The following is a 14,161-nucleotide window of genomic DNA, read 5'->3' on the forward strand; positions in this document are numbered from 1 at the left end:
TAGGGGCTGTTGATCTTTGTAGTATATATATTAATCAGCCCACATTGGTAGCCACATCATAGTAAATGCTAAAGCGAGCATGGAATGATAATTCCGTTCAAGCTTTTCATACCTTGTAGCTATCCCTCTATATTGTTTGATCCGACCAAAGGCATTCTCAACTAAGTGCCTATATTTGTACATGCACCAGTCAATATCTTCATTACCCACTAAACTGTTATCCTTGCGTGGAATAACGGGTGTAGCGCTATTATCACGAATAAACTCTCTTAGTTTTTCACTATCGTAGCCTTTATCTGCGACAACCACATTACTCGTTGGGCAATTGTCTACAAGTGACTCTGCATGGACGATATCATGCGTATTTCCACAGGATAATTCATAATAAACAGGCAATCCTCCGCTATCTACTGCAAGATGAATTTTAGTCGAATTGCCACCTCGACTCTTACCGATTGATTCATTGCCAGCGGTTCTTGCACCGCAACTATGCTGGTGAGCCCTGACAATACTGCCATCAATAAAGATCCAATCCATATCAGCATAGTGGGATAACACACGAAATAATTCATTCAAAATATCTTTTTTGGACCATAAATTAAATCGTCTATAGATAGCACTCCACGAGCCGAAATAAGACGGTAAATCTCGCCAAGGAATACCGGTACGCATCTTATAGAGTATGCCTTCGAGCGTTTTTCTATGCTCAGGCTTATTATAAATTCGACCACTTAAGTGCATTACTTTTGATAAGACATTCCATGTCGCGTCTGTTAACATTAATCTTGGCATGAGGGTTCGGTGTAACGTTTTTTAGCGAATTCAATTATACCTTATCCTCATGCTGTTTGTTTTTTATACCGCAAAGATCAACACGCCCTAGTTAATCCTACTAAATAATATCCCTAACTTTACTGGCTTGATTGAATTAATAGTAAGTGAAGGTAGTAAATAAGTAACAATAACTCATTTAAATTGGCACTTATCAACGGCTGCAAACATTCATAATCACCTGAAATCAATTTAATAACGTAAAGTGTTAAGCATTAATGGTTTGCTATACTATATGCCTTTGTATTAATTAATGTTCAGAGCACACAATGACAACACATACACCACCTAATAAGCCCATACCGGCAGTAAGTACACCGACTGAGGCATCCATTTTATATGTTATTTTTATTTCTGCCGTTGCTGCTATTGGTGGCTTTTTGTTTGGTTTTGATTCTGGCGTAATAAACGGTACGGTTTCAGCGCTTGGTAATACATTTAACTCAAGCAGTGTAGCAACCGGATTTAATGTAGCGTCGGTGTTGCTAGGTTGTGCTTTAGGAGCATTAGCTGCAGGACCGCTTGCTGATAAATTTGGTCGCCGATCTATTATGATTGCTACAGCCATCATATTTGCTATTAGCGCATTTGGTTCAGGTATTAGCGACAGTTCAGCTGAATTTATTTTTTACCGCTTATTTGGTGGTTTGGGTATAGGTGCAGCATCTGTTTTAGCTCCCGCATATATTTCTGAAGTTGCCCCTCCTACAATTCGCGGTCGCTTAGCTACTTTACAACAACTTGCAATAGTACTGGGTTTATTTGCCGCTTTTTTAAGTAACTACCTTATTGCAAATGCGGCTGGTGGCGCACAAGAAGTATTAACGTTTGACTTAGCCGCTTGGCGCTGGATGTTTTGGGCAGAGCTTGCACCTGCAACGCTGTTTTTAATCGGCGTTTTATTTATACCTGAATCACCGCGTTATTTAGTTGCGCAAGGTAAAATTGATGACGCTAAAACCGTATTTAGTAAAATATCGAATGACAATGCTGATACACAAATAAACGATGTTAAACGCTCACTCCAAAGCGATACAAAACCAAGTATTCGTGATTTATTTATCGATGGCAGTAAAAAAGTCCACCCTATTGTCTGGGTAGGTGTGGCACTGAGTGTTTTTCAGCAATTTGTAGGTATTAACGTAGTATTTTATTACGGCTCTGAGCTTTGGCAAGCGGCGGGATTTGATGAATCGCAATCACTATTTATAAATGTACTAGCAGGTACTACTAACATCGTATCTACTTTTATTGCGATTGCATTAGTTGACAAAATTGGTCGTAAACCACTGTTACTAATAGGCAGTATTGGTATGTTTGTGAGCCTAAGTGCACTTACTTACATATTTGGCAGTGCAGGCCTTGATGAAGCAGGAAAGCTTGCCCTTAGCGATAACATGGGTACTTTTGCACTGATTATGGCGAACTTGTTTGTGGTATTTTTTGGCTTAAGTTGGGGTCCTGTAGTATGGGTGTTATTAGGCGAAATTTTTAATAACCGTATTCGTGGTGCAGCCCTTGCTGTGGCTGCAAGTGCACAGTGGATTGCTAACTTTGCAATCACCATGACCTTTCCTATTATGCTTGCAAATATTGGACTTGCGGGTGCTTATGGATTCTATGCTTTTTCGGCACTTATTAGCATATTTTTTGTGGTTAAATATATTAAAGAAACACGCGGTAAAACGCTCGAATCAATGTAAATTACAAAATATAAAATAAACTCCCGTCTACTTGGTTTAACCCAATTGTAGGCGGTGCTTTATTGCTTTAAATATATAGGAGGTAATAATTAAAGTGCTAAAGCTCAATAAAAGCACTTAAGCTTCATTGCCAATTAAGCAAAATCACCCTAAGTGCATATCATACAAACTTTTGAATAGCTTTATCATAAATGTGAATCATGACTTACATTTAAATCTCTATAAGACACACATAATAATTGTTACACTGCCCCACAAATTTAAAGATTGTTAGCATAAAACGTATTTTTAAGTTATTTATATCGATAAATTTATTTTCAATTTTACTCATGCCTTTATTTCGATTTCTCTCTTATAACTCGATATATTAAGCATCTAATAATTGCTTATAGGTTATCCGATATTATTTATATTTTTACCGCTCCTTCAATCATTTCACTTTAAACAAAAAAAACAGCACCCTAAAAAGCCCAAGCTTATTATTTTTTACGTCAATTATTTTACTTATTAAGCCCTTACAAACCTTATAGCAAAGTTTGCTATAAAGCGCTTTGTAAAACATATTCAAAAACAGGTACGTTATGAAACCGAACATTATTAGTTTTATCTTAGTCACACTAATCGTTTTATTATCAGGGTGTGCTGATAGTGATCCGAAACCAGAACCTGTCACGCTAACATTGAAAGATGTACATTTTAAGTTCGAGGAAGGTAAAGGTGTTATTACTGAATATCTAGCCGATTATAAAGATATTATTATTCCGGATAATTTTGATGGCATACCTGTCACTGTTATTGATTATGAAGCATTTAAAACACGCGGTCTTAATAGTGTCGTTCTTCCTAATTCTTTGGTTGAGATTGAAGGGAAAGCGTTCTTAGGTAATAATTTAAAAAGTGTTGTAATCCCTGATTCTGTGACGGATATCTGGGGTTCTGCCTTTGCATCCAATCGTTTAGCTGAGGTACAAATATCTAGCTCACTGGAAATGTTAACGTCAAACGTATTTTTTAATAACGCCCTAACACAAGTCGTTATTCCTGATTCTGTTATTTCCATTGGTGACTCATCGTTTGGAACAAATGCGCTCACCAATGTTACTATTTCCTCTTCCGTAACACATATTGGCCAATCTGCTTTTGAAAATAATAAACTGGCCAACATCACGATTCCTAATTCAGTAATTACCATCGATAAGAGTGCTTTTTCAAATAACCTGTTGACTAATATTACGTTCTCGAGCAACTTAAAAGACATTAAAGAAGAAGCGTTTCGCCATAATTTATTGGCTAATTTAACAATTCCAAATTCCGTAGATAAAATTGGTGAATCCGCTTTTCGTGATAATGTATTAACCACCCTAACCCTCCCAGATTCTATACGGACGATCAGTAAGTTTGCATTTCGTGACAATAAGCTAACTGACGTTTCTATGGGAAATTCAATAAGATCTATTCATGACGGCGCATTTTTTAATAACAAATTAACACATATTACGTTACCAGACTCGACTCGTAGTATTGGGGCATCGGCTTTTTCTAACAACGCCTTAACCAGTGTGATTATTCCAGAAAAGTTAGAAAGTATAGGAGGAGCTGCTTTTTATAAAAATGAACTCACGAATGTGGTCGTTCCTCCTAGAGTTAAAATTATTGGTGATTACGCATTTGATAAAAATAATCTAACCAATCTAGATATTCCTTATTATTCCCTGTCGAGACTTGGTGCATCAGATCATTATGCAAAGCGAGGTGGTACAGTACTCACTTTAAGTAGTGTGGAGTTTGACAAAGAAAGCGGCACACTTGGTCGCTATAGAGGTTCTGCTAAAGATATTATAATTCCTGATAACTTTGACGGTGTTGCAGTGACAACAATAGACTATTTTGCTTTTTCCAATCAAGGAATAACCAGTGTGGTCATCCCAAACACGGTAACAACGATTAAGAGAAGTGCGTTTTCTTATAATTCATTAACCAGTGTCGTGATCCCCGATTCTGTTACTAAGATTGGCAGCGCTGCATTTACCAGCAATATGCTCATTAAAGAAACGCTCCCTTCCTCTTTAGCTGATGTTGGAGGCAATGCATTCTCTAAAAATCTACTGAGTCAAATAACTATTCCTGCGAGCACTGTTTTTCTTGGTGGGGCGTATTCCGATAACATTTTAACGAGTATTGATATTCCTAGTTCTGTTGCAAAAATTGACAACTGGGCATTTTATGGCAATCATTTGACGAGCGTAACGATCCCGGATTCTGTTACTGAATTGGGTGAATTCAGTTTTTCAAATAATTCATTAACCAGCGTGAGCTTATCTAACTCATTAGTTATCATTGGACCTCATGCTTTTTCTCGCAATGCATTAACCAGTATTACTTTGCCTAATTCTGTCGTTAACATAGACGAGGCTGCCTTTGCTAACAACAAACTAACATCGGTCGCTATTCCAGATTCGGTCACCCAACTTGGGGCTGCGGTGTTTGTAAATAATGCCTTAACGTCTGTTTCTATTTCTCATTCTTTAACAGCGATAGAAGGAGCTACATTCGCTCAAAATGCATTAACCAGCTTGACCATTCCTCGCTCTGTAAAAACGATAGGCGTTAACGCATTTATAGATAATGCAATTAAAACGGTGACAATACCCAATACGGTCACCTCCTTTAATGAGTTAGCTTTTGATAAAGACGTCGATATAGAAAAAGAGTAGCCATTAAGCGTAACTTATTTCAGTAAAGTTCAGGTTAAATTCTGAAAAATGATTATGAAGACTTACCATTAGGTACCAATGGTAAGTCTCGAGCTTATTTTCTCAATAAGTATAAAAATTAAAGCGCGCATTTCTATAAAACATTTAATTAAAGTAGTCTGTAAATAAAGTAAGAATAACGCTCGTTAATCCTCATATACACAATCCACCTACATGAAAAATACCCTTTCGGGTTTATTTTTCATGTAGGTACATAACTTGCTGCTAATACTTAAACAAGTAAAAAAAGGGTTAAGTAATGTCTGCAGATACACTTTTCAATCTCACAAAACAACCTTGGCTTGTTATTGTAGTTTGCCTTTTCATTTTAACTACTGCATTGTTTTGCATCCGCTTTTTTATAATGCACTGGCTTAAAAAGTGGACATCAAAAACGAAATTTATATTTGATAGCTTACTTATTGAGTCAATAGCTAAACCATTAACAATTTGCACTATTATTGTGCTGTTAACCATTTTGGAGCAAGGAGCCATTATAAAAGAGGCTTCTTTTTCGAAGTACATTCCGTTTTCAACAATAAATATTATATTAGGTTTACTCGCATTAATTCTCTTTTTTGATCGCTTTATTATTGGCACCGTTAATTATTACAGTAAAGAATCAGCTGTAATTTTTAACTCCCAAAGTATTATTAAAGGCGTTATTAGAGCGACCATTTTATCGGTAGGTATTTTGGTTTTATTAGGTACATTGGGGATTTCTATTACGCCAATAATCGCCTCTTTGGGTATTACATCCTTGGCGGTTGCACTTGCACTACAACCTACCCTCGAAAACTTTTTCTCTGGTGTTCAGTTAGTTATAGACAAGCCTATACGGGTTGGCGATTTTATTGAGCTAGAATCAAAAGAACAAGGCTTTGTAGAGCACATAGGATGGCGCTCTACTTGGGTTAAAATGCTACCTAATAATATGATTATTATACCTAATAGCCAGCTGTCTAAATCACGTATTATTAATTACTTTTATCCTGAAAAAGAGCTAAGCGTGCCTGTTGATGTAAATGTACATTACGATTCTGATTTAGAATTTGTAGAGCAAGTTACTTTAGAAGTCGCACGTGAAATCCTGATCTCTCACGAATGGGGGGTGGATGATTATAATACCTTTGTAGTTTTTCATACCTTTGATAGCTCAAGTATTAACTTTACCGTAATGCTAAGAGCTAAAGAGTATTTTAATCGGTTTTGGGTTAAATCTGCTTTTATAAAAGCGTTGCATAAACGCTATAAAAAAGAAGGCATCGTTATCCCCTTCCCTATTACAGCTATTAATACCACACAAGAAGCAGCAAAATTTAAAAGTGATATCTAGATAATAAATCCATCTCAAGTAACTATTTTCAGCGATAACGGCAAATCTATAGCTAGAAAAAGTAACTTTAAATATCATATAGTTTATTATGTTAGTAAATCTATTAACCAACGATCTGGTTAATTAAATAAGAGGATAAGTAATACTTACCCTCTTATTTATAAATAACTAAAACTGATACGTAATTTGCCCAACAATTTCACGAGGGCTACCCGGAAAATGCCCGTTACGCTGACTAAAGCCACTTACAGCATATTCTTTATCAAACAGATTATTAATATTTACACTCAATAACACGTCATCAAAGCGACTCGTCCAGCTCATATCAAATACGGTAAATGGTTTTACTTTTTGGCCATCAGAGCTTACTTGCTCACTTACATAGTTAGCACCAAAAGCAATAGAGGAATTAATCGAATCTAGCCCAAAGCGAGACCATAAACCCGCTTGATGACGCGGCGCATTAGCAAAGCGTGAGCCATCACCAAATGTATCTGAAAAAGTCTCGCCAAGCGCTCCTTCAACCACAACCGTATCGTTATATGCGTAGTTAGCCGTTATTGTCCAATGCTCAGATAGGTCACCTACTAAGGTTGTTTCAAATCCACGGCTTTCTACTTCACCTATATTTAAAAGTGCAGCAATACCATCACCTGATCCCGTATCGTCAGGGTTACTCATTACCACGTTTTCTTTATTAATTTGGTAAACTGCAAACGTACTCATTATTTTGCCATCAAACCATCGGTTTTTCATACCAAGTTCGGTTTGTTTACCTGTTTCTGGTTCTAAGTTTCCTTCACCTATCACATCTTCTTGATCGCCCGACGATGTTGGATTAAAGCTTTCAGAATAGTTTATATAAACAGAGGTGTTTTCTACTGGCTGGTAGGTTAATGCTACGCGAGGCGTAACACCGTTATCAGAATAGCTAAAGCCAGTTTCTTTATTTAATTCTTTAAAATAGTCATAACGTAGGCCAGCAATTACAGTCCATTGCTCACCAATACTAATTACATCTTGAACGTATACACCAAAACGGTCTGTATCTATACCATCACGATCTAAATCAGTTAAGTTATAGGTGCTAGGATCTGTTTCACCATAATTTAGAGTGTAAATATTTAAATTTGCTACGCCATCGGCTTCATATTGTGCGCGCAAATAATCGTATTGCGTTTCGACTATGTGATAATCACCACCAAATAAAAACTGATGCTCTACATCACCCTGATCAACACTGTAAACAAAATCGGTTGTTAAGCTAATTTCTTCGTTTGCACGAAACTGTTTGCGGTACTCTCGCCTAATAGTTTCATCATCAATATTAGCAATGCCATCGCCGTTTACGTCAACCCAATTTTGCGACTCGTGATAAGCCTGATCACGCTCATTATCAAGGTATCGTAGAGTGGAACTAACTGAAAACTTATCTGAAAAATAATGGTTAAGCTCAGCTTGTAGCACTAACGCTTCCATATCTTGATAGTCAAATGACTCATTTGCATTATAAGAAGGGTCAACTAAAAAGTTACCGTTATCATCTACTGGCACTCCACGCAATCGATTGCCACCCAAGTCTTGTTTAATATAATCAACACTTGTTGTAAGCGATGTAGAGTCGCTTAAATCAAATAATAAACCGCCTGTTAGTTCTGTGTTTTTTGAATCTGCATTATTACGAAAGCTGTCTTGCTCTTCATAAAAACCACCAATACGATACGCCATTTTTTCACTCAAGCCGCCAGTCATATCAACTGATGCGCCACGAGTATTAAAGTTACCCAGTGTGAGCTTTAATTCACGCTTTTGCGTGTAGCTTGGTTTTTTTGTAACGTAGTTAATCATGCCGCCAGGCTCACCACCACCGTACAAAGCAGAAGCTGGACCTTTTAATACTTCAACACGAGAAACATTAAATAATTGTGGTACACCAAAGCCCGAATATGGGTCGCCACGCACCCCATCATAAAATACATTTGCGTCATCTCTAAAGCCACGAAATGTAACTCCCGAATAACTGTATTCACTAACACCCGCAATTGATCGGTATAAATCGGTAATATCGCGTGCGGCTTGATCAATAATAAGCTGCTCTGTTAATACTTGAGCAGACTGAGGAAGCTTAATAAGATCTAAATTAGTTTTAGTACCAACCTTGCTTTCTGTTTCTAAATAAAACTGCTGAGCACGTCCTGTTACTTCAATTTTTTCAATTTCGTCGTTTTGTTGTGAAAAAGCCATATTAGAAAAAATAGATAAAGACGCAGCAATACTTAATGCCAAATAGTTAGGGTTAAACATGATGATTCCTGAGGGAGGTGTAAAATAATTAACATCTTAATGATAACTCTTATCATTTTCATAATCAATAACAGGAGGGGGGTTAACACATCTAAATATTAGAACTAATATCATCAAAAACAGGTGGTTATTAACAATGAAATGTAACCATTACTATAAAACCACCTGTTATTTATAAAGTAACTTAACGCTTAATCCAGCCAATACTTAGAATATAACGACAGCCTTGTTCAATCTTTGAAACACTGTGTTCATTTATGTCGGGTCTGAACAGTTTGACCCGACTTTTATTTATTATTGGATTATCACACGTAAATTCACCGCCTTGTTGTGCATGCTTTAACACAATATTTAACCTAAAGTGCTTGCCGGTTTTAACGTTGTCGGTGTGTGGTTTTATTTCGCTTCCCTGTGGGAATTTAATAAAGTAAACATCAAATTTTATAGGCCATAGAGCACCACATAACAGCATTTTATGATAACCAGACTCCTGCCTGCCACAATCCCATCTGAATAATTTATTTATCATAAAAACAACTTAAGTTTATAAGGCAACACTCTAGCCTTTTGCGGTGACCTTATTATTACGGTTCAGAGGGTAAAATAAGTACGTAAACTAAATCCACCTTACTTTTAACTTCGCAAAGTGTACTCGCTCTACTTGCGGCTTTATTAAATTACAATTTATATCAATATAACTAATTTCATTTGGCGCTAAAAACATATCATTACTTTGCCCTACACAGTTACCAATAAACTTATTATTTTTATCAAATGTTGACGCAACTATAGCCCTCATATATATGCTCTCGTTGGTGATGTTTTGTAACTCTGCAGTAATTCTTACTTTACCATTATCTTTAAAAACATCTGATAAAGTGAGCTTGTAGTCATCATCAAAGTCAGTTGTTGATTCTAATACTTTATTGCTCACCATTTTTTTAAATCCGCTGTCAATCTCAGCCGCTACCGTTAAAGCATATACACTTATGCCTCCAAGTAACGCAATTACAAATCCCAAGCCCCAAAAAAATCCTTTTATAGATTCGTTAAAATTACCTAAATTCATTTCTAACTCCTTTTAAAATTACAATTAATAAGCTGGTAGTTTACCATTGTATTGCATTTACTATGTACCCAAAATAACCTTCTTCGCCAATCAAGTTTACTTTTTTGTTTTTTAGTTTCAGCAACTCATCATTATCCAGAAACCATTTAATTGAGTACTCATTATGTGTAGATAAATCCGAAAATGTGAGGTTTACACACTCATAATAGTCTTTAGTGCACTCGTTAACCTCAACTAGGACGTATTCTTGTGACCATTGCTCACCCAAATGATAATGAGTCCACAACTTTATTGGCAACAAAATTAATGAGGACAAATACAAATAAATAAATATCGGTGCTATAAGTAAAATAAAGGCATTGCCCAGCCAGTTCCCTAAATCAAAGTATTCTTTTAGCCATTCACGTACCCCATGGTTATGTTTATAATTCTTAAATAAGATAAATAAAGCAAGTAGGGTTAAAAACGTTAATACCCAAGAATCAATAAAATTGTAATGTTGGTTAGGAATAAAAGCGGGATCCTCACTCTCATGCCATCCATAGAAAGTTGCCGGTAGCAAAAACAATAACAACGCTATAATAAAAATAAATAAACCTCGTTCTTTGCTCGTTTTCATAGTTTATAGCGCTCTACTAATACTTCATAATTGCAAAGAGTATACCGTGTTTATAAAGAGAAACTTTGTTTTTTATTTACAATAAGTTTGCTTATTATACAAATATAATAAGTGACTATTACTAACAATCTTACCGTAGTGAAATTAGTATTCTGTATTTCGAAACCAATTGTAAAATCAAAATATATTAATATTAACGCACCAAAAAAGTACTAAACGATTAGATATAAGAATAAAAACCCACCATTTTAACTAGCTATTCTTGTAAATTTTGAACAAGGCTGTAAATTACACTTGTACTAAATAATCTCATAACGGACTAATATGACAGATAATTTTCAAAGTAATGTTTTAAATAAAAGCACATGGATAAAGCTTTTTATTCTTACTTTATTTTTATTTCAAAGCGGTGCTTTACAAGCAAATGAGCAAATTGAAAAACCAACTCAATTTACAATGGATCGCGATACAGCTAAAAGTAGCATCAGTCACTTTAAAGCGAATAAACTAGATTATCTTCAAAATAAAAAACAGCTAAAAAAAATATTTGAGGTAAGTAAAGAACAAAATTGGGAAACACTTCATTTAGAAGCGGCTGCTTTGTATGCAGAACTGCTTTTTAGAGATGAGCAATATGACGCGCTAAATACCCATGTAAATAAGTACCTAGCAATGAAAGCTATTCAAGCACGCTGGGATTTATACTTATTACTGCTAGAAGCAAAATTAAAGTATCTCTCGCAACAAGAAGAACAAACGCCAGCTAAAACATTAGAAAAAAAACTAGAAGCCTGGCTGCCAGAGCGAGATATAAATGAAAAAATTATTATCTATCGGGCTCTCGCATACTATTACACCAGTTCAGATTCGCTTAGCAAAACACTTGATGTATCGCTTGAAGGCTTAAACCTGTCGATAGAACAAGCTGACAACGCCTCGCAAGGGTTTTTCTTACGTAAAATTGGTGATGCATATAATTATTTAAATGAAAAAGATAAAGCCGTAGATTATGCAAAAAAGGCAATTGTCGCGTACGAAAAAACCCAAGATCACTTACTCACAGCAAAAGCTTATTGGAGCTTGGGCAATGCACTTTTAGATGTCGGTAACAGCAAAGATGCCATTGGATACTTTAAAAAAGCCTTACTTTATTTTAAATCGGTCAATATGCAAAAAGGAGTTACTTTTGCTCAATACTCAATAGCGAGTATTCAATATGAGCATGGTAATTATAAAGATGCGCTGAGTACTGTTAATCAAAACATAGCGCTTGCAACCACTGCGGGGGTATTTGATATGCAGTTAGCCTCAATGATTTTATTGAGTGATATTTACGAAAAACAAAATTTATATAAAAAAGCAAATGATACAAACGACCTCGTTTTCCTATCACTCGATAAATTTAGTAGAAGTATTTATAAATCCGATTTTTTAGGTAAACGCTATAAACTAAAACGACACCTTGGATACGATAGCGATGCATTTGAAGCAATTGAGCAAGAACTTTTTTATACAAAAAAACACCTAGAAGCGACTAGCGAAAATCATATAAGATCGCTGCAGGTAAAATACGAAGTTAAAAAGAAGGAAGAAGAAATATTGCGCCTTGCGCACCAAAACGACATTAGTGCTTTTAAAGCGAAAGAAGAATACCAACAAAAATTGATCTGGCGCTTAAGTACAGCGATTGCTTTTATTTTGGTACTTGCATCTTTATGGTTATTTTACAGGCAAGTTGCCCAACGTAAAAAGTATCATGCACTTGCATCAACCGACTTCCTTACAAAATGCCTTAATAGGCGCGGTATTATGCAACTCGCTGAAAATATAATAAAAGAGCAAGCAACAACAATTGCAATTGTCGATCTCGATTACTTTAAAAAAATTAACGATAGCTTTGGACACGATATTGGCGATTTAGTGCTTATTGCTTTTGCCAACGCAGCCAAACAATCATTAAAAGGTAATGGCGAATTTGGTCGTTATGGTGGCGAGGAATGGTTGTTTATTTTAAATACGACGGACGTATCAACAATTAATACTATTTTTTCAGATTTAAATAAAAATTTGTCAAAGTACTGTGCTGAAATAAGCTCAAAAAACACTTCATTTAATGAACCCGTTACGTTTAGTGTTGGTGCAGCTATTAGCCACTCAACTCAAAATCAGCTTGATGATCTGATAAAAAATGCAGATAAGCTACTTTATCAAGCTAAAGAAAATGGGCGTAATCAAGTCGTTATTAATTAAAAATTACAATTATCATCTTAATTTAGGTCGTAAATTAATACGTATTAGGCGGTAAAAAAGCCGCCAAATATTTATTATTGGTATTTTTTCCATTGAGTTTTTTTACTAAAAACCCATTTAAATTTATAAATTCAAGCATTCTTCTATCAGTACAATTCATACCCCGTAAAACTAAAAGCCACTAAATACGCAGTAAATATTATTTAAAAAACACTGGAAAATTCATCGTGAATTCAGTTAGCGATTATTATCGAACTGCTATTTATGTCGCTAATAAAGATAAGCTAATCCATTAAAATATAATAAGATTATTTAAATTTATATATGATTCTATTTTACAACGACAATCTATAGCTTATCGCACAAAAGGGTTAATTCACCGCATCAAAAGTTGAATTATCGGTACAATTACACTAGGGGCTGTTGATCTTTGTAGTATATATATTAATCAGCCCACATTGGTAGCCACATCATAGTAAATGCTAAAGCGAGCATGGAATGATAATTCCGTTCAAGCTTTTCATACCTTGTAGCTATCCCTCTATATTGTTTGATCCGACCAAAGGCATTCTCAACTAAGTGCCTATATTTGTACATGCACCAGTCAATATCTTCATTACCCACTAAACTGTTATCCTTGCGTGGAATAACGGGTGTAGCGCTATTATCACGAATAAACTCTCTTAGTTTTTCACTATCGTAGCCTTTATCTGCGACAACCACATTACTCGTTGGGCAATTGTCTACAAGTGACTCTGCATGGACGATATCATGCGTATTTCCACAGGATAATTCATAATAAACAGGCAATCCTCCGCTATCTACTGCAAGATGAATTTTAGTCGAATTGCCACCTCGACTCTTACCGATTGATTCATTGCCAGCGGTTCTTGCACCGCAACTATGCTGGTGAGCCCTGACAATACTGCCATCAATAAAGATCCAATCCATATCAGCATAGTGGGATAACACACGAAATAATTCATTCAAAATATCTTTTTTGGACCATAAATTAAATCGTCTATAGATAGCACTCCACGAGCCGAAATAAGACGGTAAATCTCGCCAAGGAATACCGGTACGCATCTTATAGAGTATGCCTTCGAGCGTTTTTCTATGCTCAGGCTTATTATAAATTCGACCACTTAAGTGCATTACTTTTGATAAGACATTCCATGTCGCGTCTGTTAACATTAATCTTGGCATGAGGGTTCGGTGTAACGTTTTTTAGCGAATTCAATTATACCTTATCCTCATGCTGTTTGTTTTTTATACCGCAAAGATCAACACGCCCTA

The 14,161-nt window shown here is 35.7% G+C and carries 10 protein-coding genes; 4 read left to right on the plus strand and 6 right to left on the minus strand.

Annotated features, from left to right (window positions below; genetic code table 11):
• Positions 1 to 30 precede the first annotated feature (30 nt).
• The gene (locus L647_RS0113395; RefSeq protein ID WP_024611512.1) at positions 31 to 792 is read right to left on the minus strand and encodes an IS5 family transposase; all 762 of its coding nucleotides are present in this window, start codon (positions 790 to 792) and stop codon (positions 31 to 33) included.
• Positions 793 to 1,100: 308 nt separating this feature from the next.
• Here L647_RS0113395 and L647_RS0113400 point away from each other — a divergent pair, with 308 nt between their 5' ends.
• From L647_RS0113400 to L647_RS0113410, 3 genes are all read left to right on the plus strand, one after another.
• On the plus strand, positions 1,101 to 2,534 hold the full coding sequence (locus L647_RS0113400) for a sugar porter family MFS transporter (protein ID WP_024611543.1): 1,434 nt from the start codon (positions 1,101 to 1,103) through the stop codon (positions 2,532 to 2,534).
• A gap of 581 nt (positions 2,535 to 3,115) precedes the next feature.
• A complete protein-coding gene (locus L647_RS0113405) occupies positions 3,116 to 5,248 on the plus strand; it encodes a leucine-rich repeat domain-containing protein (RefSeq protein ID WP_024611544.1) in 2,133 nt (710 codons plus the stop codon).
• Between the two features lie 298 nt (positions 5,249 to 5,546).
• Positions 5,547 to 6,623: a mechanosensitive ion channel family protein gene (locus L647_RS0113410; protein ID WP_024611545.1), complete on the plus strand. Its 1,077-nt coding sequence runs from the start codon at positions 5,547 to 5,549 to the stop codon at positions 6,621 to 6,623.
• 168 nt (positions 6,624 to 6,791) lie between these two features.
• On the opposite strand, the gene L647_RS0113415 is transcribed toward L647_RS0113410, so the two are convergent.
• The 4 genes from L647_RS0113415 to L647_RS0113430 all read right to left on the minus strand — a co-directional run bounded on the left by L647_RS0113415 (position 6,792) and on the right by L647_RS0113430 (position 10,615).
• Complete coding sequence (locus tag L647_RS0113415; protein WP_024611546.1) at positions 6,792 to 8,927, minus strand: TonB-dependent siderophore receptor; 2,136 nt, start codon at positions 8,925 to 8,927, stop codon at positions 6,792 to 6,794.
• 184 nt (positions 8,928 to 9,111) lie between these two features.
• Entirely contained in the window at positions 9,112 to 9,456 is a 345-nt protein-coding gene (locus L647_RS0113420) for a 2OG-Fe(II) oxygenase (RefSeq protein ID WP_024611547.1), read from the minus strand.
• An 87-nt stretch (positions 9,457 to 9,543) separates the two neighbouring features.
• Positions 9,544 to 9,996, minus strand: coding sequence for a hypothetical protein (locus L647_RS0113425; protein WP_024611548.1), 453 nt, complete (start codon positions 9,994 to 9,996; stop codon positions 9,544 to 9,546).
• Between the two features lie 40 nt (positions 9,997 to 10,036).
• Positions 10,037 to 10,615: a hypothetical protein gene (locus L647_RS0113430; protein ID WP_024611549.1), complete on the minus strand. Its 579-nt coding sequence runs from the start codon at positions 10,613 to 10,615 to the stop codon at positions 10,037 to 10,039.
• Between the two features lie 324 nt (positions 10,616 to 10,939).
• Here L647_RS0113430 and L647_RS0113435 point away from each other — a divergent pair, with 324 nt between their 5' ends.
• Positions 10,940 to 12,865, plus strand: a complete 1,926-nt coding sequence (locus L647_RS0113435; protein ID WP_024611550.1) for a tetratricopeptide repeat-containing diguanylate cyclase — start codon at positions 10,940 to 10,942, stop codon at positions 12,863 to 12,865.
• A gap of 444 nt (positions 12,866 to 13,309) precedes the next feature.
• Here L647_RS0113435 and L647_RS0113440 read toward each other — a convergent pair whose 3' ends face one another.
• Entirely contained in the window at positions 13,310 to 14,071 is a 762-nt protein-coding gene (locus tag L647_RS0113440; protein WP_024611512.1) for an IS5 family transposase, read from the minus strand.
• Positions 14,072 to 14,161 lie beyond the last annotated feature (90 nt).

Source organism: Pseudoalteromonas sp. TB64 (assembly GCF_000498095.1).
GTDB lineage: Bacteria > Pseudomonadota > Gammaproteobacteria > Enterobacterales > Alteromonadaceae > Pseudoalteromonas.

What these genes read in the sequence shown, in the direction of transcription:
- L647_RS0113395 (WP_024611512.1), bottom strand. Translation starts at nt 792, where the DNA reads ATGCCAAGATTAATGTTAACAGACGCGACATGGAATGTCTTATCAAAA.
- L647_RS0113400 (WP_024611543.1), top strand. Translation starts at nt 1,101, where the DNA reads ATGACAACACATACACCACCTAATAAGCCCATACCGGCAGTAAGTACA.
- L647_RS0113405 (WP_024611544.1), top strand. Translation starts at nt 3,116, where the DNA reads ATGAAACCGAACATTATTAGTTTTATCTTAGTCACACTAATCGTTTTA.
- L647_RS0113410 (WP_024611545.1), top strand. Translation starts at nt 5,547, where the DNA reads ATGTCTGCAGATACACTTTTCAATCTCACAAAACAACCTTGGCTTGTT.
- L647_RS0113415 (WP_024611546.1), bottom strand. Translation starts at nt 8,927, where the DNA reads ATGTTTAACCCTAACTATTTGGCATTAAGTATTGCTGCGTCTTTATCT.
- L647_RS0113420 (WP_024611547.1), bottom strand. Translation starts at nt 9,456, where the DNA reads ATGATAAATAAATTATTCAGATGGGATTGTGGCAGGCAGGAGTCTGGT.
- L647_RS0113425 (WP_024611548.1), bottom strand. Translation starts at nt 9,996, where the DNA reads ATGAATTTAGGTAATTTTAACGAATCTATAAAAGGATTTTTTTGGGGC.
- L647_RS0113430 (WP_024611549.1), bottom strand. Translation starts at nt 10,615, where the DNA reads ATGAAAACGAGCAAAGAACGAGGTTTATTTATTTTTATTATAGCGTTG.
- L647_RS0113435 (WP_024611550.1), top strand. Translation starts at nt 10,940, where the DNA reads ATGACAGATAATTTTCAAAGTAATGTTTTAAATAAAAGCACATGGATA.
- L647_RS0113440 (WP_024611512.1), bottom strand. Translation starts at nt 14,071, where the DNA reads ATGCCAAGATTAATGTTAACAGACGCGACATGGAATGTCTTATCAAAA.